Source organism: Leisingera sp. M527, from assembly GCF_025141525.1.
In the GTDB taxonomy this organism is placed as follows: domain Bacteria; phylum Pseudomonadota; class Alphaproteobacteria; order Rhodobacterales; family Rhodobacteraceae; genus Leisingera.
In genome coordinates, this window is the sequence record NZ_CP081037.1 from 4,126,540 (window position 1) to 4,146,825 (window position 20,286).

The following is a 20,286-nucleotide window of genomic DNA, read 5'->3' on the forward strand; positions in this document are numbered from 1 at the left end:
ATGCGTTTTATCTATGCCGGCCTAGGACTGTTCTGTGTCGGCTTGGCCGTCATCGGTATTGTTCTGCCCTTGCTTCCAACTGTCCCCTTCCTTCTCCTTGCCGCGTTCTTTTTTGCGAACTCATCTGAACGCCTGCACAGTTGGATCGTTGATCACAACATTTTTGGTCCTATGATTCTGGATTGGCGCGACCACGGCGCCATCCGGCCAGGCGCAAAAAAGGCGGCAACCGTTTCGATTGCCGCCGTCTTCGGACTATCTCTGCTTCTTGGTGCCCCTAGCTACATAGTAGGGATCCAGGCGGTTGTTCTCTCTTCTGTACTTCTCTTCATCTGGACCCGGCCTAGCGGCTGAGCAGATTGCACAGCTCATCCAGTTGATCCAGGTTTTCGTAGCTGATCGTTACGGCGCCCGCCTCCCCGCCAGGCTTATGATCGATAGCCACTTTCATTTTCAGAACTGCCGAAAGATCTCCTTCAAGAGCACGGGTATCTGCGTCCTTTTCCTGAGGCTTTCTCGATCTCCTTTCGGCAGACGTCTGAACTCCAGCGGCATCTTTCTTAACCAATGCTTCGGTCGCGCGGACAGACAGCCCACCCTTGACGATCTTCATGGCAAGATCTGAAGCATTGTCCGAAGTGATCAGTGCCCGGGCATGGCCAGCCGACAGCTTACGCTCCTGCACCAGGTTTTGAACATCATCCGGCAGGTGCAACAAGCGCACTAGATTAGCAATATGGCTCCGGCTTTTACCAAGTGCTTCGGCCATCCGTTCTTGCGTATGGCCGAACTTTTCCATCAGTTGCTTGTAGCTTTGCGCCTCTTCCAGCGCATTAAGATCCGAGCGCTGGATGTTTTCGATGATGGCCACTTCCATCATTTCAAGATCCGAGTAGTCCCGGATCAGTACTGGAACTTCATGCAACTGCGCGGCCTGTGAGGCGCGCCAGCGGCGTTCCCCCGCCACAATCTCGAATTTTCCGCCCGGCCGCGGCCGAACGATCAGCGGCTGCAGAACGCCCTTTTCCTTAATCGAGGCCGTCAGATCATCCAAATCTTCTTGCAAGAACTGCCGGCGCGGCTGATTTGGATTGGCAACGACATTTTCAATTGGCACCAGAATTTCTGCATTCCGTGGTGCCTCTGCCTGCGTGCTCACCGGTGCAGGGTTCACATCTGCCATCAACGCTGACAATCCCCGGCCCAGTCCGCGTGGTTTTGTTTTTTTGTCTGCCATGATTGCCTCCGGTAAGTATTCTGCATTTACGCCGCTATCTTGTGATGTTTAGTGAGGATTTCCTCTGCCAACGCCCGGTATGCCTGTGCGCCAAGAGAGTTTGTGTCATAGTTTAGAACCGGTTGCGCATAAGAAGGTGCCTCGCTCACCCGGACATTGCGGGGGATTTTTGTTTGAAACACCAAATCACCCAGATTATCCCGGGCGTCCTGTTCCACCTGCTGCGACAAGTTGTTGCGACGATCAAACATTGTCAGGACAATTCCTTCGATTCGAAGGTTTGGATTCGCTGACTGCCGAACTTCTCTAATTGTCAGCATGAGCTGGGTCACCCCTTCCAAGGCAAAAAACTCACTTTGCAACGGAACCAGAACCGAATGTGCCGCGACCATTGCGTTGACCGTCAATAGGTTCAGAGAAGGCGGACAATCAATCAGAACGTAGTCCCAGTCATATTCGTCCATCGCGGTTTGGCGTAGAGCATCATGCAGAAGGAAACTGCGCTTTTCATTGGTAAACAGTTCTATATCAGCCGAGCTGAGATCGACAGTCGCTGGGATGATACACAGATCCTCAATCTCCGTCGTTTGAATGACGTCACTCAGAGATGAGTCTTCAACCAAAAGATCATATGTAGTCAGATCCCGATCCGACGGTTCAATCCCAAGGCCAGTTGAAGCATTCCCTTGCGGGTCAAGGTCGACGACCAATACACGAAGCCCGGTTTCCACCAAAGCGGCCGCCAGATTTATGGCTGTCGTTGTCTTCCCAACCCCGCCTTTCTGATTTGCGACCGCGATAATACGAGGCCCCTCAGGGCGGGAATAATCAGACACGTGCCACTTCCCTTATTTTTAGGATTACTGCTTCTTGTTCTGTCAGGCTTTTAACCTGTTCTGCAACGAACTGCCATTGCTGCCTGGCGTTATCCACTTCTTTTTTCCAGCTCTCCCCCTTAGGGAACAACGCCACCCCTTCGGATGACAGATGACGCTCTGAAAATTCAAGCAATGTGGACAAATCCGCCAAGGCACGCGCAGACAGGATATCTGCTTCTTGAGGTTCAGTCTTTTCAATTCTTTCGGTCAAAACAGTCGTCTTGACAGCACATTCTCGTGCGGCTGTTCTAAGGAACGCAGATTTCCTCTGATCACTTTCGATCAATGTTACCTTCATATCAGGTGCTTCATCCGCAGCCAAAATAGCAACAATCAGCCCTGGGAAACCGCCACCGCTACCTATATCGACCCAATGTCCAACAGGATCTGCACAACGGAATACTTGAATGGAATCGGCGATATGGCGCATCCAAAGATGTTCCAAGCTCGACTTCGAAACGAGATTTATTTTCGGGTTCCACTTTTGTATGACCTGCTCAAAGGTTTCAAGCCTCTGCAATGTTTCACGTGAAACATCAAGTCCTTGAGGAGGTATCCCATTTCTCACGCGGATTTCCCCTTTTTCGGAAGGCCACGGCGCAAACGCGCGAGCAGAAGCGCAAGCGCAGCCGGTGTTATTCCGTCAATACGGGCGGCTTGCGCCAGTGTTTCTGGTCTGGACTGGGACAACTTAATTTGCAATTCCTTGGAAAGACCGTCAATTCCTTCAAATGAAAATTCGGCGGGGAAACGATATCCCTCATCCTTCTTCATCGCAGAAACTTCCCGTTCTTGGCGTGCAATGTAGTTAGCGTAGAGAGCATCACGCTCCAACTGCCGGCGATTTTCCTTTTTCACCCGCGCTAAGTCCGGCATCAGCGGAATAATGTCCTCAAAGGAGACTTCAGGAAACGCCAGAACATCCATTCCGCTGCGACGGTTTCCATCTTGGTTAACCCGTATTCCGGCCGAGGAAACCTCCTTGGGTGTAAATGCATGGGATTCCAGGATGCTCCGCCCTGAGATTAGACCCTCATTCTTCTCCTGAAACGCTATCCGCCGGCCATCGCCAACACAACCCAGCTCTATAGCCATGGGCGTTAGCCTTTGGTCAGCGTTATCTGCCCGTAAGGACAGACGAAACTCAGCACGGGATGTAAACATTCGGTAGGGCTCAGTGACACCGTTTGTAGTGAGATCATCGATCATTACGCCAATGTAGCTGGTTGACCGGCCAAACGTAACCGGCTCTTCTTCCTGCGCCATACGCGCAGCGTTCAAGCCGGCAACCAATCCCTGTGCTGCAGCTTCCTCGTACCCGGTTGTCCCATTTATCTGCCCGGCCAAGTACAAGCCTGGAATGTCCTTCAGAGACAGGTCCAGCTTCAATACCCGTGGGTCTACATAATCATACTCAATTGCATACCCGGGCTGAAGGATAGTTGCTCTCTCAAGCCCCTTGATAGACCGGACATACGCCTCCTGAACGTCTTGCGGCAGGCTTGTAGAGATGCCATTTGGGTAGACCTTGTGATCCGAAACACCCTCTGGTTCCAGAAAGATCTGATGCGATTCCTTGTCAGAGAAACGTACAATCTTATCTTCTATCGACGGACAGTATCGTGGGCCAACACCTTCAATGTGCCCGCCGTACATCGCTGACCGCTCCAGGTTTTTCCGGATGATGTCATGCGTCTGAGTATTGGTGTGAGTAATACCGCAGGAAACTTGCTTGGCGCTTATTGCGCTTGTCATAAATGAGAAGAAGACCGGGTCATCGTCCCCTGGCTGAGCCTCCAGACCATCCCAGTCGATTGTACGCCCGTCCAGCCGGGGTGGCGTTCCCGTCTTCAGCCGGCCTAGCGGCAGTTCAAAACTGTCCAGGCGTTCAGCTAGCCGAACGGAAGGTTTGTCACCAATCCGGCCTCCAGGTCTGGAGATGTCTCCGATGTGAATAACGCCACGTAGGAATGTTCCGGAGGTGAGAATAACTGCCTTTGCTGGAATTTCACTTCCGTCAGACAGCACAGCCCCAGTAACTTCTGTTCCCGACATGAGGAAATCAGTTACTTCACCTTCGAGAATATCCAGGTTCGGTTGCGCTTCGGTTAGCCTCAGGATCTCTTGACGGTAAATCGTTCGATCGGATTGCGCTCTTGGCCCCTGAACCGCTGGGCCTTTCCGACGATTCAGGAGACGGAATTGTATCCCGGCCAGATCAGCAACACGGCCCATTACGCCATCAAAGGCGTCGATTTCCCGAACAAGATGCCCCTTACCCAATCCGCCAATAGCGGGATTGCAGGACATCACACCGATCCCACTGCGGCTCAGTGTAATCAGTACCGTTTTCGCACCCATTCGTGCGGCGGCGTGAGCGGCTTCCGTGCCGGCGTGGCCACCACCTACGACAATCACATCGTACTTCGAATGTTTCACGTGAAACACTCCTTCACTTTCCCAGGCAGAAGCTCGAGAAAATCTCATCAAGGAGATTCTCCACACCGATCCGGCCCACTAGCGTCTCCAGCGCTCGGATCGCCGAGCGCATTTCTTCGGCGGCAATATCATAGAATTCCGAACCACGCGACAGGATAACCTGTGCTTCGGCCAGACTAACCAACGCAGACAGCATAGCATCCCGGTGGCGAGCGCGAGTCGCAATTCCGGCTTGAGTCGAGCGCTTTTGAAGAACCGATGAAATGTGTTCGACAAGCTTGTCGATTCCCTGACCCGACCTGCCTGAGATCGCATCTGCCGCGTTTTCGCGGAGGTCGGCCTTAGGGCGAAGACGGATATCACCATTCTCCATCTCGACGTCCAGAATATCACCATCTTCCGCCAAAAACACACGCATGTCCGCATCTTCGGCGCGCTTCCGCGCTAGAGCGATGCCAATACCCTCGACGTGATCGTCGGTATCCCGCAAACCTGCAGTGTCCAATAAAGTGACTGGCAAGCCGGCCAGATCCATACGCACTTCGATAATATCGCGGGTAGTCCCGGCAAACTCAGACGTGATCGCCGCCTCGCGGCCGGCCAGCGCATTCAGCAATGTGGATTTTCCGACATTGGGTGCACCAATGATGGCCACTTCGAACCCGCTGCGGATTCGCTCCGCAATTTTCACCCCGTCTGTCTCTCTTTCGAGGCCGGCTTGAACTTCAGACAGCAGCGCGGAGACTTCCGGGGTTACATCAACCGGCACTTCTTCGTCAGCGAAATCAATTGTTACTTCGATCAAGGAAGCCGCGCGGATCAGATTGGTGCGCCAGGTCTCAGCCAACTTCCCAAGCCCGCCGGCAAGAACAACCTGTGCCTGCTTGCGCTGCGCTTCTGTTTCCGCGTCAATCAAATCCGCGAGCCCCTCGACCTGAGCCAAGTCCAGGTTACCGTTTTCTAAAGCGCGACGAGTGAATTCACCCGGATCAGCCATCCGTAAACCCGTAAGGCGGCCTAGATTTTCAAGCACCGCTGTTACAACAGCCGTACTTCCATGTACTTGAAATTCAACGGTATCTTCTCCAGTGAAGCTCTTGGGAGCCGTAAAGCTCAGCACCAAAGCTTCATCCAGGCGCTCACCTGAATCATCTTGTAAGATACGCAGGCTTTTGCCCCGCGCCGGCAAAACGCCTCCGCAAAGCTGCGCGCCGGCTTCATGCGCCAATGGACCTGAGATGCGGATCACCGCAACTCCGGCCTTCCCCTGTGCGGAGGCCAGCGCAAAGATCGTGTCCATGGGATGGCCCTTTTTTACTCGCCCGCCCCGATCAGGTGTTCATCGAGTCGAAGAACTCGGTGTTCGACTTTGTCTGCTTCAGCTTGGACAGCAGGAACTCAATCGCATCTGTAGTTCCCATCGGATTCAGAATGCGGCGCAACACAAAGGTCTTGGCCAAATCGATCTTGTCGACCAACAGCTCCTCTTTCCGGGTACCGGACTTGAGGATGTCAATGGCAGGGAACACCCGCTTATCCGCAATCTTACGGTCCAGCACGATTTCCGAGTTACCGGTGCCTTTGAATTCTTCGAAGATCACTTCGTCCATACGTGAGCCGGTATCGATCAGCGCGGTGGCGATGATGGTCAGCGAACCACCTTCTTCGATGTTCCGGGCAGCACCAAAGAACCGCTTGGGCCGCTGCAGGGCGTTTGCATCAACACCGCCGGTCAAAACCTTGCCTGACGAAGGCACAACAGTGTTAAAGGCTCTACCAAGTCTTGTGATTGAATCCAGAAGGATAACAACATCTCGTTTATGCTCTACAAGACGTTTGGCTTTTTCGATGACCATTTCGGACACCGCCACGTGGCGTGTGGCAGGTTCATCAAAGGTGGAAGACACAACTTCGCCTTTCACCGAACGCTGCATGTCCGTCACTTCTTCCGGGCGCTCGTCGATGAGCAATACGATCAGGTAACACTCAGGATGGTTCTTCTCGATCGAATGCGCGATGTTCTGTAAGATCACCGTTTTACCGGTCCGCGGCGGCGCCACGATCAGCGACCGCTGGCCTTTGCCGATGGGTGCCACCAGATCGATCACCCGCGCTGAGCGATCCTTGATGGTGGGATCCTCGACTTCCATCTTCAGCCGTTCATCCGGATACAGAGGTGTGAGGTTGTCAAAGGCAATTTTGTGGCGTGCCTTCTCAGGCTCCTCAAAATTGATCGAGGTAACATTGGTCAGCGCAAAGTAGCGCTCTGTCTCCAGCGGCGCCTTGATTTGGCCGTCAACAGTGTCGCCGGTACGAAGAGAGTATTGGCGGATCATGTCGGGTGACACATAAATGTCGTCTGGCCCCGGCAAATAGTTGGCCTCAGGCGAACGCAGGAAACCAAAACCGTCCTGCAACACTTCTAGCACGCCGTCACCGCTGATATCCCAGCCCTCATCCGCGCGCTCACGCAGGATCTGGAACATCATCTCGCCCTTGCGCATAGTCGAGGCGTTTTCGATCTCCAGTTCCTCGGCCATAGCCAACAGAGCTTTTGGGCTTTTCGCCTTGAGGTCAGCGAGATTCAGGGATTGCACGGTCATATAGATACGGCCTCTACTCCCCCGTTTACCCAGGGGTTGGTCACACGACAGGATTGGAAAACACGGTGGCCCGGACGGGCCCGCTGAGTGCCATACATAGGGACTCGTTTCAGATGAGTCAAACGCCGGCTGCAGGCGTTCCGGGGTTGCCAGGCCCCTTTCCGTGCCTCTGCGCTAGAATTTGAAGATCACCGAGACAACAATCACCACCATCAGGACGGTTGGCACTTCGTTCATCATCCGGAACTGCCGGCCCGACAGTCTGTTCTTTCCTGCGGAAAAGTCGCGAAAGCGGAACAGCAGCCAATGGTGGAACCACGTCATGGCGATGACGGATACGCCCTTGCTCCACGGCCAAACATAGGTCCAGTCAACGATCCCAGGAGTCAGCACGATAAACAACCCTGCGGCCCAAGACACATACATTGCGGGGCGCATGATGATCCGGAGGAGCTTATCTTCCATTTGCAGAAAGATCGGCACTGTGTCCTGGACCTTCTCTGCCTGCTCCACGTGATACACGAACAAACGGGGGAGATAGAATAGCCCTGCCATCCAGCTGAGCACCGCCATGATGTGCAGTGATTTGGCATACGGGTAGAGCGTGAACATCAGGTCGCTCAGGTCCATGGGCAGTTCTCCCCGGTCAGATCTGATCACCCTAATAATTAAAGATATATTAGAAGGATGATGTTTTTGTAGTGTGCATGGATTCCGGTGGATAAGTGAATCCTCCTCCGCTTATCCCCAGCAGGGATAAGATTCCAGATGGGACGGGACAGGAGGCATGAAGTTTTTTAAACGCCTTAGAAATAAGGTGCATTCATGCTGTGTTCACTCTTCGATGCTTGGGGATAACGCCGGGATGATCCGGGGAGAGCCGGCATATCCACGAAAATAAAGTTATCCTGCCCCACAAAGGACGACTCAGCGAATTGAATCCCGGAATTTGCGTCAAGCCCGGGAGTCTTTACTTAACCGCGGAAAACCATACAAAACGTTCTGAAACCGTCTGCTTCTTTCCCACGGGGTTTTCCACATGACTGCCCACATAGTGCTGGCTTCAGGTTCCGAAATCCGGGCGCAACTGCTGCGTCAGGCCGGGATAGAATTTGAAACCGATGTACCGCGTCTGGACGAGCAGGCGATCAAATCCGCGCTCTTGGCTGAAGAGGCTCTGCCGCGCGATGTCGCCGATGCATTGGCGGAAGCCAAGGCACGCAAGATCAGCGGGAAGCGTCCTGGAAAGCTTGTGTTGGGATGTGATCAGGTACTTGATTTCGAAGGAAGGCTTCTTTCGAAACCTGTCAGTGCCGATGAAGCGGTGGCTCAGTTAAAGGAGATGCGGGGCAAACGGCACACACTTTTGTCTGCTGCCGTGATTTACCGCGACGGTGAGCCCATCTGGCGCCATGTCGGACAAGTCCGTCTGGTCATGCGGAAATGCACTGATGCATACCTTGAGGATTATGCCGCCCGGAACTGGCAAAGCATCCGCCATGCGGTGGGTGCATACAAGCTGGAAGAAGAAGGTGTGCGGCTGTTTGCCAGAATTGATGGCAGCTACTTTAATGTCTTGGGCTTGCCGCTGATGGAGCTTATCAGTTACTTGGGTTTGCAAGGGGTAATCGAGCAATGACAACAGCAAAAGTCCCGCTCGCCGGCGTGATCGGCTGTCCGGTTGGACACTCCAAATCACCGCAGCTGCACCGTCACTGGCTGAACACCCATGGCATTTCCGGCCACTATGTGCCGATGCATGTGGAACCTGATGATCTGGCCGAGACCGTCCGGATGATGCCTAAAATGGGGTTTGTTGGTGCAAACGTCACCATTCCGCACAAAGAAACGGTGATGGAGATTGCGGACCAGGTCACAGACCGGGCTAAGCTGATCGGCGCTGCAAACACGCTGATTTTTCGCAGGGATGGAACAATCCTGGCTGACAATACTGACGGCTACGGCTTCATCACCAATCTGCATCAGGGAGCACCGGATTGGGACCCGCAATCCGGCCCAGCAGTTCTGTTGGGTGCTGGGGGCGCCTGCCGCGCGGTTGTTGCCTCACTGCTGGAAGCTGGAGTGCCGGAGATCCTGCTGACCAACCGCACCCGCGGCCGGGCTGACCAGTTGCGTTCGGACTTCGGCAACCGTATCCGGGTGGTCGAATGGGTACAGGCCGGCAATGTCATCGAGGAAGGTGCGCTGATTGTGAACACCACCTCTTTGGGAATGGTCGGTAAACCGCGTCTGCGTGTTCCAATGGATGGGTTGCAGTCGAATGCGGTTGTGACTGATCTGATCTATGCGCCGCTGAAAACCGACTTGCTGCAGACGGCTGAGGAGGCTGGCTGCACTGTGGTTGATGGGCTGGGCATGTTGTTGCATCAGGCGGTGCCAGGGTTCGAACGCTGGTTCGGACACCGCCCGGAAGTGGATGCCGCAACGCGGGCGGCAGCTTTACGATGAGCTTCAGCCTCGGCCTTACCGGCTCTATCGGAATGGGCAAAAGTACCACTGCCAAGCTGTTCGCCGCCAGGGATTGTGCGGTTTGGGATGCAGATGCAGCCGTGCATCGGCTTTACAGCGCGGGAGGCGCAGCTGTTCAGGCAATGAAAACAGCTTTTCCTGATGCGATCGAGGATGACGCGGTAAACCGTGCTGTGTTGAAACGTATCATCGGGGAAAACCCTGATGCACTGAAGCATATCGAAGCCATCGTGCATCCGCTTGTCGCACAGGACCGCGCAGAGTTCCGCAAAGAAGCGCAAAACGATATCCTGGTCTTTGACATTCCACTGCTGTTTGAAACGGGTGGTGATGCAGAAATGGATGCGGTCGCTTGCGTGTTCGTGGATGCAGAGACACAAAAGGAGCGGGTTCTTGCCCGCGGAACAATGACGGTTGAGCAATTCGAGCATATCCTGCAGAAGCAGATGCCAATTGAGGAAAAACGCACCCGCGCCGATTACGTGATCGAAACGGACACCCTGGAGCACGCCCAGGCGCAGGTGACAGCAATCCTTGCAGACATCAGGAGCAAACAGGCCAATGCGTGAAATCGTTCTTGATACCGAAACCACCGGGTTTGATCCGTTTTCCGGTGACCGGATTGTAGAAATCGGTGCGGTAGAGCTGTTTAACCACATGCCCACTGGCAAGACGTACCACGAGTATATCAATCCGGAACGCTCCATGCCGGCCGAGGCGTTTTCGGTCCACGGCATCGGTCCTGACCTGCTGGAGCCGCCGCAAAAGCCTCAACCCGGCGCGGTGACGCTGCGGGACAAGCCGGTTTTTGCCAAGGTTGGGCAGAGTTTCCTGGATTTCGTGCAGGACTCAAAACTGGTCATTCACAACGCCAGCTTTGACATGAAGTTTCTGAACGCCGAGTTGGGCTGGATGGGCCTGCCAAAACTGCCGATGGAACAGGCGCTGGACACGCTGGCGATAGCGCGTAAGCGGTTTCCCGGCTCGCCGGCGACGCTGGACGCGCTGTGCCGGCGCTTCAACATCGACAACACCAACCGCACCTTGCACGGCGCCCTGCTCGACTCTGAAATTCTGGCCGATGTCTATCTGGAGCTTATCGGCGGCCGCCAGCCGGACTTTGGCCTGTCCGCACAGTCGGCTTCCGGCACTGCAAAGGTGGAAGATGACTGGCGCCCTGCCCCTCGCCCCTCGGCTTTGCCCCAGCGGATCACCGCAGAGGAGCTGGCAGCGCATGAAGAATTCGTGGCCAAGCTGGGCGAAGAGGCTTTGTGGAACGTCTCCTGACCGAAGTCAGATCCGCAAAAGAAAAACGCCGCTGAAATCCAGCGGCGTTTTCTATTCCGAATATCTGTAACGTTATTGGGTAGGGGCTGCTGCTGCCGCTTCGGTCTGACGGCGGGCCAGTTCGTTGCGATAGATCGCCACAAAATCAATGTTGTCCAGGTTCAACGGCGGGAAGCCGCCGTCGCGGGTCACATCCGACACGATGCGGCGCAGGAACGGGAAGGTCATGCGCGGGCATTCGATCAGCAGGAACGGGTGCAGCTGGTCTTCGGGCACGCCGGCGATGTTGAACACGCCGACATATTCCAGTTCCAGAACAAACAGGACGTTGCCGCCTTCCTTGTTCTTGGATTCAACAGTCAGTTTGGTGACAACTTCATACTGGTTCTCGGCCGAGCGTTTTTTCGCATCCAGGTTCACCTGAACGCTGACGTCGGGCTGCACTTCGCCGCCGGTGCCTTTTTGCGCCATCACGTTTTCAAACGACATGTCGCGGATGAACTGTCCCAGAACGTTCATCTGGACTTGCGGCTGCTGCTGGGCTTCGCCGTTTTCGGCCATCGGGATACTCCTGAAAATATGCTTTTGACCGTGCTTAGCAGCTTGGTCCGGGTAGCTCAACGGGGGCCGTCAACCCAGCCTGACGGAGTGTTTGGACGTTCACCTTGGGTCACATCTTCGAAATCTCCGTCAATGATATCATCCGGCTTGCCGGCGGTTCCAGGGTAGTTGCGGCCCTGCATGCTGCCGGGCCCCATCTGGAACTGCGCCACTGTTACGCGGGCCCGAATGTAGCGGTAAACTGCCAGCCGCACCGGCGGTATCAGCAGGGCAAAGCCAAAGGCGTCGGTAAAGAATCCAGGGGTCAGCAGCAGCGCGCCGGCGAACAGGATCATAGCCCCATGGGCCAAAGGTTCGGCCGGATCGGACATTTGCTGGAACGATGTGCGCAGTTGCCCCATTGCCATGCGGCCCTGGGTTTTCACCAGCCAAGTCCCCAGCACTGCAGTCAGAACCACGATGGCCAGCGTCGGCCACAACCCGATTGCGCTGCCAACTTGAATAAACAAAGCAATTTCAATGATGGGAACCATCAGAAAGGCCAGGAAGAGATACATGGAGTTTCCTTACGATCATACGCCCGGGCGGTAGACTTGCCCCCGCACGTCACCTACATAAGGTCTGACCGCTTTGGTTTCAAACAAAGCACGAACGCCTAGCATGAGGTATCCATGGAGTCGCCTGTGATTCAGCTTTTGGTTCTGGCCGGTATCGCCGTGTTTCTGATCTTGCGCTTGAAAAGCGTACTTGGGACACGCGAAGGTTTCGAAAAGCCACCGCTGCCGCAATCCGAAGCGCGGGGCCGCCGCCCCGATCTGGAAGTGATCGAAGGCGGCCCGGACCGCGACATCACCGATTATGTGGCCGAAGACAGCCCGCAAGCCCAGGCCCTGGCTGCGATGAAGCGGGTTGAGCCATCCTTCCAGGTCCAGGAATTCGTTCAGGGTGCACGCGGTGCATACGAAATGATCCTGATGGGCTTTGAGCATGGCAATCTGGACGACATCCAGCCGTTCCTGGCCGAGGATGTGTTCGAAAGCTTTGTAGATGCCGTTGCGCAGCGTGAGGATCAGGGGTTCAAGATCGAGGCTGAGTTTATCGGCGTGCGTGAAACCACTGTGGCGGATGCCACGCTTGACACACAAACGGGCCGCGCTGAGATCACCATGCGTTTTGTTGGTGAGATGACCTCCGTTGTCCGCGACCGCGGCGGCGACATTGTCGAAGGCGACCCCAAGGCAGTGAAGCGTCAGAAGGACACCTGGGTCTTTGCCCGCAACATGGGGGTCGATGACCCCAACTGGCAGCTGGTAGCGACGGACGCATGATTGCGGCGCTTCGGGGGGTACTTGGGGCAGCTGCAATCGCAGGTGCCGCGATGACCGCCTCCGGGGCGCATTCAGAAGCCGTGTCCAGCATCCTGGACTTTGCCCAGCTGGATGGCTGGGCAAAAGACGATCATGCTCAGGCACTTCAGGTTTTTCTGGGAACCTGCAAGGACTTGAAGGATCCCGACTGGGCTGCCTTGTGCAAAGCAGCGCAATCGCAGACCCCCGTAGGGGCAAGGGCGTTTTTCGAATTGTTCTTCCGCCCGGTTCTGATTGAGGATGGCAATCAGGCTCTGTTTACCGGCTATTTCGAGCCGGAGCTGAACGGGTCCCGCTACCCGACAGGCCGGTTTCGCTATCCCGTCTACAAGATGCCGCCTGAGGCCCGCGGCACCGGTTTGTGGCTGCCCCGGCGGGATATTCTGACCAGCGGTGTCATGGAAGCCCGCGGATTGGAGATTGCCTGGGTGGATGACCCGGTGGAGCTGTTTTTTCTGCAGATCCAGGGTTCTGGCCGGATCCGCTTGCCGGATGGCGCTATGATCCGGGTGGGTTATGGCGGTGCCAATGGCCACACTTATAAATCCATCGGCAAGGAATTGGTGCGCCGCGGTGTCTACAACGCCCATCAGGTCAGCGCCCAAGTGATCAAATCCTGGGTCCGGCGCAATCCGTCGGACGGCAAGGAGCTGCTGTTCCACAATCCGTCTTATGTGTTCTTTCGCGAAGTGCGCAAAGTGGCCGCTTCCAAAGGGCCGCTTGGTGCGATGAACCGTTCGGTCACGCCTATGCGTACCATTGCCGCCGATCCTGCATACACTCCGCTGGGTGCGCCGGTCTGGGTGGAGAAGGACGGGCATATGCCGCTGCGCCGTCTGATGGTGGTGCAGGATACCGGATCCGCCATCAAGGGCGCGCAGCGGGCTGACATTTTTGTCGGTACGGGTGATGCCGCCGGCGAGACTGCTGGAACCATGAAAGACCCTGGGCGGATGGTGGTTCTGCTGCCGATCCAGCGGGCCTATGCGATGCTGCCGGAAGACCTTTGAATGACACGGCGGAAACTGACAGGAGATGAGATCGACCTCTGGCACAAGGTCGTGAAACACGCAGAACGTATACATCCGGGCGCGCATTCCACACCCCCTGCTCCGCCGATGCCGAAACCCAAACCGGTCAAGCACCCTGAGCCGAGATTGGATCCGTTTGAGATTGGAAGCCGCGCCAAGCCCAAACCGCTGAAACACGATCTGAAGCCTTCGATTGCCCGCAGCCTGGCCGGCAATCCGGTGCAGATGGATGAGAAATCCTTCCGCCGCATGAAGCGCGGCAAACTTAGGCCGGAAGGAAAGCTGGACCTGCACGGCATGAGGATCGACTCGGCGCACCCTGCCCTCACCCGGTTTATCCTGTCTGCCCAGGCCTCCGGAAAACGGCTGGTGCTGGTGATCACCGGCAAGGGCAAGGACCGTGATGAGCCAGGCCCGATGCCGGTCCCGCGCGGGGTGCTGCGCCACAAGGTGCCGCAATGGCTGTCACTGCCGCCGCTGGCGCAAGCGGTGATGCAGGTCACCCCTGCCCATATCAGCCATGGCGGTGAAGGCGCCTATTACGTTTATCTCAGACGCAGCCGTTAATGGCGCTTATCTGTTGTCCGCAGGCGTGCTTTCCAGTGCAACCTTGATGGTGCTGTCCTGAATAACAATCTGACCCGGCAGAATCTTTTGCAGCAGGTCCTGGCTGTGCGTGAAGGTGTCTGCGGTTTCCCGCGCACCGTTCAATAGGGCAATCAGCGCCGGCGACGAGGCTGCCACAAAATGCTGCGATTCCGCTTCATCTGCAAAGGCTGTGGTGTCGATCACTTCCACCGGCAGACCGCTGACCGCGTCAATACTGTCCAGATTCCCCAGTCTTTCACGGCCATTCAGACCGCGCAGGCGCTGGGACAGGGTCAGGACGTTATCTTTTTGTGAAACGAAAATCAGGAACGGCTGCGGCACCTGCTTGAATCTCTGCATCTGGGATTTGAACACGTCGACATCCAGATCAGGTGACATCAGGATGACACCGCCCAGGTTCTGCGCTGTCCAGCCAGGCGTTTTGATCTCAATCTGGCGCAGGGTTTCCATCGTGAGCAGCCCGCCCATGGAATGGGCGACAACCACAATCCGTTCGACCGCGGACGCGCGCAGCTTGCGCAAGAGCGCCTCCAGCCCGTCGCGGGCAAACAGCACGCTGTCGCCATCGTAGGCATAACCCAGCGGACGGCCCTTGCTTGGCCAAGAGTATATCACCGTGGCCCCGGGTACGTTGATGTCATGAGTAAGCTGGGCAGCCCGGAAAGCGGTCTCGGCCTGGGTGGAGTTGAAGCCGTGAACAAAAACCGTGACTTCGCGCTCCTTTTTGGGAAACTTTGCCAGCTCTTGCTGCAGCCGGGCGGAAAAGGCCGCCTCTGTCGCAAACGTCTTTCGCCCTGCCATGGTGAATTCAGTGGAGGGGTCTGGCTTTGCGTAACCGAACTTCAGCGAGCCGGGCTTATGATCCGGCGGGATTGAAACTGTGAGTTCAAGCAGGCTGACTCCATCGGTGCGCTCTGACCCAAAGGTGCCATCCGGCAGCGGTTCGCGGTTTGTGGCTGCGAAAATGGTCTTGGGAGTGCCCAGTTCCAGCGCTTCTGGAACTGTTGGCGTAAAAGATCTGTCAGTACAGGCCGCCAGAAGGACCATGATCACACCGGAAATCAGGCGCAGCCCGTGCATATTGTTCACCTCAATCAATAGGCGGCAGGCTACTGCACCTGCCGCCAAAGTCCAGTGGCTGCGATAGGTAAGGTGTTTTAGAGCACGTAACGGCTGACATCCGCGGAACGGCCAAGCTCGCCGAGGTTTTTCTTCACAAAACTTGCGTCCACAGTGACCGCTTCGCCCGACCGGTCCGGCGCTGTAAAAGACAGCTCCTCAAAAACCCGCTCCATCACTGTGTAAAGCCGCCGTGCGCCGATGTTTTCCACGGCCTGGTTTACCTCGGCGGCAATCTTGGCCAATGCGGCGATACCGTCTTCGGTAAAGGTCACTTCAACCTCTTCCGTGCCCATCAAAGCAGTGTACTGCAGGGTCAATGCGTTGTCGGTCTCGGTCAGGATACGCACGAAATCCGCTTCGGTCAGCGCCCGCAGGCTTACCCGGATCGGCAGACGTCCCTGCAGCTCCGGCAGCAGATCCGAGGGTTTGGCGATATGGAACGCGCCGGAGGCAATGAACAGGATATGGTCGGTCTTGACCGGCCCGTGTTTGGTGCTGACAGTGGTGCCTTCGATCAGCGGCAGCAGATCGCGCTGCACGCCTTCCCGGCTGACGTCGCCGCCGCGGGTTTCCTGGCGCGCGCAGACTTTGTCGATTTCGTCCAGAAAAACGATGCCGTTCTGCTCCACCGACTCCAGCGCGATGCGGGTCACGGTTTCATCATCCAGCAGCTTGTCTGCCTCTTCGCTGATCAGCACCTCATAGCTTTCGGAAACGGTCAGCTTCTTGCGGGTGGTGCGGCTGCCCATCGCCTTGCCGAACAGATCGCCCAGGTTCAGCGCACCCATGTTGCCGCCGGGCTGGCCGGGTATTTCGAACATGTTGCCCATCGGGTTGGACGTGTCTGCAACATCCAGTTCGATCACGGTGTCGTCGAGTTCACCCGATTTCAGCTTCTTGCGGAACATTTCGCGGGTGGCTTCGCGCGCGTCTGAGCCGGCAATGGCTTCCAGCACCCGGTTCTCGGCAGCTTTCTGCGCGTTGGCTTTTACATCCTCGCGCATGAATTCGCGGGTCTGGGCGATGGCGCTATCTGCCAGATCCCGGATGATTTGCTCCACATCGCGGCCCACATATCCGACCTCAGTGAACTTGGTCGCCTCAATTTTGATGAAGGGCGCGCGTGCCAGTTTGGCGAGACGGCGGGAAATTTCGGTTTTGCCAACACCGGTTGGGCCGATCATCAGGATGTTCTTCGGGTACACCTCATCCCGCAGGTTATCAGCCAGCTGCTTGCGCCGCCAGCGGCTGCGCAGGGCCACGGCAACGGCACGTTTGGCTTCTTTCTGGCCGATGATGAAACGGTCCAGCTCAGAAACGATTTCGCGTGGGGTCAAATCAGTCATTGGTACTTCCGTTTCAGTGGGATGGCGGCAGCCGGTCAAGCGGCAGCACGCCAGACAAGAGGGAGAGCAGCGCAGCACGGATATGGCTCCAGAAAGCCCCCAAAGCGACCAGGAACACGCCGAGCGCCAGGATTGTAATTGCGGTGCCTTCACCGTTGAAAACAGTTCCTGCAAGGGTAACGCTATAGCCGATTGCGGCAATCAGGAACGAACGCCGGTCAATGATGATTGCGATCATGGCAAACAGCAGCAGCACACCGAGCAGCAGCATGTTGGACCCTGAGGTGCCGGCCTCCAGCAAGCTGAGCGCAATAGTATTCACCAGGGCCGGCGCCGCAACGACGTGCAGCCAGAAACCTTGGGCCGAGCGCCTGGTTACCCGGTGCGGATCGCTGAGATCAAAGGCCATGGCTGCTGCAAATACAGCAAATCCGACGGCGAGCGTGATCCAGGCAAACGGCCCGCTGGCCGACAGCAGGAAAAGGTCGCTTATGCCGGCAGGAGTGCCTGCCTGTATCGATCCTGACAACAGGGCGAGAACAAAGACACCCAAGGCGATCAGTGCCATGGCAAAGGGAACGCGAAAGCGCAGCCAGAAAACAGCAATGGCAACGGTGGCCAGCGCAAATGGCAGCGGCAGGCTCGAAAAATCGTTTTGCGCAATCATGAAGGGCTGGGAGTAGCCTGCAGAAAAACCGGTACCGGCGTTGCCGGCCCACAGAAGCGAGAGTGCGATCGCGGGTGCCACCATCCGGCGGCGGCGGATGAAGTATTCAGCCAGCATCCACAGCACGGCTGCACCGGCGATGGCAGAATAGACGGCCTTGTCCTGGTAGCCGCCGATTGACCCGGCCAGATCAACCGCTGTGAAGGCCATCCAGCCAGAGGCCAGAATTAACAGCCCGATCACAATGAAGATTTCATTGAATCCCTTGAACAGTTCAAAGGGTTCATCGCCAGGCGCCAGGTTTTCCCGTGCACCTCTGCGGCTGTGCGCCAATGCCAGAAGCGAGGCAGCTTGGGCCTCGGACAGCAAGCCGGACCCTACAGCAGCCCGCAGATCAATTTGATCAATCTGGGTCATGTCAGCCTTCCTGGCCTATGCTCTCAACTGTGAGGTTGCCATTGGTGTAGACGCAGATTTCGGCAGCGATGGCCATGGCATCGCGGGCCACTTGTTCGGCGGATTTGCCGCTGTCCATCATGCCGCGGGCGGCCGCCAGGGCAAAGTTTCCGCCGGAGCCGATGGCAGCCACGTTGTGCTCAGGCTCCAGCACGTCGCCGGCACCGGTGATCACGAACATGTCGGCACCATCGGTGACGATCAGCATGGCCTCCAGTTTCTGCAGGTATTTATCGGTGCGCCAGTCCTTGGCCAGTTCCACGCTTGCCCGCGCCAGCTGGCCTGGGGTTGCCTCAAGCTTGGCCTCCAGCCGTTCCAGCAGGGTGAATGCATCGGCTGTTGATCCGGCAAATCCCGCCACCACGTCAAATCCGCCCGGCGACAGGCGGCGCACCTTGCGGGCTGTGCCCTTGATCACCGTCTGGCCCAGCGACACCTGGCCGTCGCCGGCGATGACAACCTGGCCATCCTTCTTCACGCCGATGATGGTGGTGCCGTGCCAGCCGGGGAATTGATCGTCTGCCATTTGTGCCTCCGCTTTATTGCCCTCTATATGGAACCATCCCACCGCCGGCACAAGAGAACGCGCAAAGTCCACTGCCGGGCAGCAGCTGCATGGCTGTTCACTGCTATGCAGAAATTGCAATTCGGGGCTGATGAACCGGCAATTGTGAGACTCAGCTGCACATCCTACATGGGGCTCACAACCGGCACAGGGTCGGCTGTTTCTCAGAAGGACTAGCGCTATGACTACCGCAAACATCTATGCGCCGCTCGGAGCAGTCACCGTTCTCCGTGTGGTCGACACACTGATCAACGTGAAAACTGCTCTCGTGGAATGGAACGAGACCCGTGAAACCCGCAAGGCTTTGGCCCGGTTGTCGGACGCTCAGTTGGAAGACATCGGCATGAACCGCGCTGATATCGCCAAAATCTGATATCAGATGATCAACAGTTTTGAATGAGCCGCCCGCAACCGGGCGGCTTTGTTCATTTTTGAACGCTGGTTTTATACTTGCCAGCCTGATCCGGCAGCCAGGCCTCGATCGCAGCCGTGGCGACCACATGACGCGTTCCGGCTTCTGCGTCCTCTACATCCAGCCCACCCATCACGGCGCGCACATTGGCGCGGCCCCGCGGCAAATCCTGGGCCACCAGATCGCAATCCACTGCCTCCGGCTGCTGCACACCGATTGTCACGTCCACCCGCATTTCGCTGTGATCAATCCCGAGCTTAGCAAACAGCGTGATCGAGGAATGATGCAACGCGTCCTGCACCGCACGGCGGGCCGCCTTGGTGTAGTCCTGACCATACAGGTCATTTCCGGTGCCCATTTCCAGGATGATGCGTTTTTCGGTCATTCCGCTGCCTCCATGTCAAAGGACACAACCACGGCCGCATTGGCGATCACCGTGCAGCCGCCGTGGGGCTTTTCGATATTGAGACCACCCTCCACAACCCGGATGCTGGGTCGGCCATAGGGGAAGATCTCCAGCAGCGCATCCTTGTCCACGGCTTCGGGTTTCTGAACGCCGATCTCTGCGTCGATGATCATGTCTTCTTTCTGGAAATCAAACAGTTCCGCCATGCTGACGGAGTTGTGCCACAGCGCGTCCTTGATCGCGCGGCGGGCAGCTTCGGTGTAATCTTCGCGCCTGAGCGATGTGCCCATGCCGAATTCCACCAATACCCGAGTCTTGGCCATAGTGCCTCCTGTATCTGTTCCGGGCCGGACCGTTGCAGGCAATGAAGGCAATGGAAAGAGCCAGTTTACCGTCCGCAGATACACCAGCGCTTGCGGGCAAAAGAAAAGGGATGTCCCCGCGGGGACATCCCTCTGAAATCCAAAAAATGGGATCAGGCTCAGATCGAGTCTTCGATCCAGCTTTGCAGCGCGGCTTTGGGCGCGGCGCCGGCACGGTTCGAAACCACTTGCCCATCCTTGAAGATAAACAGCGCCGGAATACCGCGCACGCCCATGGCGGCGGCGGAGTTCGGGTTGTTGTCGACATCGACCTTGGCAATTTTCACCTTGCCGCCGAATTCTGCGGCCAGCTCTTCCAAAGCGGGGCCGATCTGCTTACAGGGACCGCACCACTCAGCCCAGAAATCCACCACAACGGGGATATCGGAGTTCTTGACTTCGGCGTCAAAAGTGGCGTCGGTGACGGCTACGGTGGACATATGCATGT

Annotated in this window: 25 protein-coding genes; 9 read left to right on the forward strand and 16 right to left on the reverse strand. The window is 56.6% G+C overall.

The window, feature by feature from the left end; all coding sequences use genetic code 11:
* Positions 1 to 354: a YbaN family protein gene (locus tag K3555_RS20260; protein ID WP_260006810.1), complete on the forward strand. Its 354-nt coding sequence runs from the start codon at positions 1 to 3 to the stop codon at positions 352 to 354.
* Here K3555_RS20260 and K3555_RS20265 read toward each other — a convergent pair.
* The 7 genes from K3555_RS20265 to K3555_RS20295 form a co-directional block, all read right to left on the reverse strand.
* Entirely contained in the window at positions 344 to 1,237 is an 894-nt protein-coding gene (locus K3555_RS20265; RefSeq protein ID WP_260006811.1) for a ParB/RepB/Spo0J family partition protein, read from the reverse strand. The genes K3555_RS20260 and K3555_RS20265 overlap by 11 nt on opposite strands.
* A 26-nt stretch (positions 1,238 to 1,263) precedes the next feature.
* Complete coding sequence (locus K3555_RS20270; protein ID WP_259988631.1) at positions 1,264 to 2,073, reverse strand: ParA family protein; 810 nt, start codon at positions 2,071 to 2,073, stop codon at positions 1,264 to 1,266.
* Positions 2,066 to 2,683 (reverse strand): 16S rRNA (guanine(527)-N(7))-methyltransferase RsmG, encoded by a 618-nt coding sequence (gene rsmG / locus K3555_RS20275; RefSeq protein WP_260006812.1) that lies wholly within the window; start codon positions 2,681 to 2,683, stop codon positions 2,066 to 2,068. The genes K3555_RS20270 and rsmG overlap by 8 nt, the downstream gene beginning before the upstream one ends.
* Positions 2,680 to 4,554: a tRNA uridine-5-carboxymethylaminomethyl(34) synthesis enzyme MnmG gene (gene mnmG / locus K3555_RS20280; RefSeq protein ID WP_260006813.1), complete on the reverse strand. Its 1,875-nt coding sequence runs from the start codon at positions 4,552 to 4,554 to the stop codon at positions 2,680 to 2,682. Before mnmG ends, rsmG begins: the two co-directional genes overlap by 4 nt.
* A 13-nt stretch (positions 4,555 to 4,567) precedes the next feature.
* Positions 4,568 to 5,854, reverse strand: coding sequence for a tRNA uridine-5-carboxymethylaminomethyl(34) synthesis GTPase MnmE (gene mnmE / locus K3555_RS20285; protein WP_260006814.1), 1,287 nt, complete (start codon positions 5,852 to 5,854; stop codon positions 4,568 to 4,570).
* 31 nt (positions 5,855 to 5,885) lie between these two features.
* Positions 5,886 to 7,157, reverse strand: coding sequence for a transcription termination factor Rho (rho, locus tag K3555_RS20290; protein ID WP_259988637.1), 1,272 nt, complete (start codon positions 7,155 to 7,157; stop codon positions 5,886 to 5,888).
* Between the two features lie 174 nt (positions 7,158 to 7,331).
* Positions 7,332 to 7,787, reverse strand: coding sequence for a CopD family protein (locus K3555_RS20295; RefSeq protein WP_260006815.1), 456 nt, complete (start codon positions 7,785 to 7,787; stop codon positions 7,332 to 7,334).
* A 409-nt stretch (positions 7,788 to 8,196) separates the two neighbouring features.
* Between K3555_RS20295 and K3555_RS20300 the strand changes: the two genes are divergently transcribed.
* The 4 genes from K3555_RS20300 to dnaQ are packed head-to-tail and all read left to right on the forward strand — an operon-like array spanning position 8,197 to position 10,934.
* Positions 8,197 to 8,796 (forward strand): nucleoside triphosphate pyrophosphatase, encoded by a 600-nt coding sequence (locus tag K3555_RS20300; protein WP_260006816.1) that lies wholly within the window; start codon positions 8,197 to 8,199, stop codon positions 8,794 to 8,796.
* Entirely contained in the window at positions 8,793 to 9,626 is an 834-nt protein-coding gene (locus K3555_RS20305; RefSeq protein ID WP_260006817.1) for a shikimate dehydrogenase, read from the forward strand. Before K3555_RS20300 ends, K3555_RS20305 begins: the two co-directional genes overlap by 4 nt.
* A complete protein-coding gene (gene coaE, locus K3555_RS20310) occupies positions 9,623 to 10,216 on the forward strand; it encodes a dephospho-CoA kinase (RefSeq protein WP_260006818.1) in 594 nt (197 codons plus the stop codon). Before K3555_RS20305 ends, coaE begins: the two co-directional genes overlap by 4 nt.
* Positions 10,209 to 10,934: a DNA polymerase III subunit epsilon gene (gene dnaQ, locus K3555_RS20315; protein WP_260006819.1), complete on the forward strand. Its 726-nt coding sequence runs from the start codon at positions 10,209 to 10,211 to the stop codon at positions 10,932 to 10,934. Before coaE ends, dnaQ begins: the two co-directional genes overlap by 8 nt.
* Before the next feature lie 72 nt (positions 10,935 to 11,006).
* On the opposite strand, the gene secB is transcribed toward dnaQ, so the two are convergent.
* Together secB and K3555_RS20325 are read right to left on the reverse strand one after the other, a co-directional pair.
* Entirely contained in the window at positions 11,007 to 11,495 is a 489-nt protein-coding gene (secB, locus tag K3555_RS20320) for a protein-export chaperone SecB (protein ID WP_259995804.1), read from the reverse strand.
* A 56-nt stretch (positions 11,496 to 11,551) separates the two neighbouring features.
* Positions 11,552 to 12,052, reverse strand: coding sequence for an FxsA family protein (locus tag K3555_RS20325; protein ID WP_260006821.1), 501 nt, complete (start codon positions 12,050 to 12,052; stop codon positions 11,552 to 11,554).
* 114 nt (positions 12,053 to 12,166) lie between these two features.
* Between K3555_RS20325 and K3555_RS20330 the strand changes: the two genes are divergently transcribed.
* From K3555_RS20330 to K3555_RS20340, 3 genes are read left to right on the forward strand one after another with little or no spacing between them, the layout of a single operon-like run.
* Positions 12,167 to 12,823, forward strand: coding sequence for a Tim44/TimA family putative adaptor protein (locus K3555_RS20330; protein WP_259988653.1), 657 nt, complete (start codon positions 12,167 to 12,169; stop codon positions 12,821 to 12,823).
* On the forward strand, positions 12,820 to 13,872 hold the full coding sequence (locus K3555_RS20335; RefSeq protein WP_260006822.1) for a murein transglycosylase A: 1,053 nt from the start codon (positions 12,820 to 12,822) through the stop codon (positions 13,870 to 13,872). The genes K3555_RS20330 and K3555_RS20335 overlap by 4 nt, the downstream gene beginning before the upstream one ends.
* A complete protein-coding gene (locus K3555_RS20340) occupies positions 13,873 to 14,460 on the forward strand; it encodes a Smr/MutS family protein (protein WP_129372673.1) in 588 nt (195 codons plus the stop codon).
* 6 nt (positions 14,461 to 14,466) lie between these two features.
* Here the strand turns inward: K3555_RS20340 and K3555_RS20345 are convergent, their stop codons facing one another.
* The 4 genes from K3555_RS20345 to hslV all read right to left on the reverse strand — a co-directional run bounded on the left by K3555_RS20345 (position 14,467) and on the right by hslV (position 18,619).
* Positions 14,467 to 15,582 (reverse strand): alpha/beta hydrolase, encoded by a 1,116-nt coding sequence (locus tag K3555_RS20345; RefSeq protein WP_260006823.1) that lies wholly within the window; start codon positions 15,580 to 15,582, stop codon positions 14,467 to 14,469.
* A 77-nt stretch (positions 15,583 to 15,659) separates the two neighbouring features.
* Positions 15,660 to 16,970: an ATP-dependent protease ATPase subunit HslU gene (hslU, locus tag K3555_RS20350; RefSeq protein WP_260006824.1), complete on the reverse strand. Its 1,311-nt coding sequence runs from the start codon at positions 16,968 to 16,970 to the stop codon at positions 15,660 to 15,662.
* Between the two features lie 13 nt (positions 16,971 to 16,983).
* Positions 16,984 to 18,054: a hypothetical protein gene (locus K3555_RS20355; protein WP_260006825.1), complete on the reverse strand. Its 1,071-nt coding sequence runs from the start codon at positions 18,052 to 18,054 to the stop codon at positions 16,984 to 16,986.
* Position 18,055: 1 nt separating this feature from the next.
* Positions 18,056 to 18,619, reverse strand: a complete 564-nt coding sequence (hslV, locus tag K3555_RS20360; RefSeq protein WP_259988675.1) for an ATP-dependent protease subunit HslV — start codon at positions 18,617 to 18,619, stop codon at positions 18,056 to 18,058.
* Between the two features lie 220 nt (positions 18,620 to 18,839).
* Here hslV and K3555_RS20365 point away from each other — a divergent pair, with 220 nt between their 5' ends.
* Positions 18,840 to 19,031, forward strand: coding sequence for a DUF1127 domain-containing protein (locus K3555_RS20365; protein WP_260006827.1), 192 nt, complete (start codon positions 18,840 to 18,842; stop codon positions 19,029 to 19,031).
* Between the two features lie 52 nt (positions 19,032 to 19,083).
* On the opposite strand, the gene K3555_RS20370 is transcribed toward K3555_RS20365, so the two are convergent.
* From K3555_RS20370 to trxA, 3 genes are all read right to left on the reverse strand, one after another.
* Positions 19,084 to 19,455: a Lin0512 family protein gene (locus K3555_RS20370; protein WP_260006828.1), complete on the reverse strand. Its 372-nt coding sequence runs from the start codon at positions 19,453 to 19,455 to the stop codon at positions 19,084 to 19,086.
* Complete coding sequence (locus tag K3555_RS20375; RefSeq protein WP_260006829.1) at positions 19,452 to 19,799, reverse strand: Lin0512 family protein; 348 nt, start codon at positions 19,797 to 19,799, stop codon at positions 19,452 to 19,454. Before K3555_RS20375 ends, K3555_RS20370 begins: the two co-directional genes overlap by 4 nt.
* Before the next feature lie 158 nt (positions 19,800 to 19,957).
* Positions 19,958 to 20,278, reverse strand: coding sequence for a thioredoxin (gene trxA / locus K3555_RS20380; protein WP_027256960.1), 321 nt, complete (start codon positions 20,276 to 20,278; stop codon positions 19,958 to 19,960).
* Positions 20,279 to 20,286: the final 8 nt, after the last annotated feature.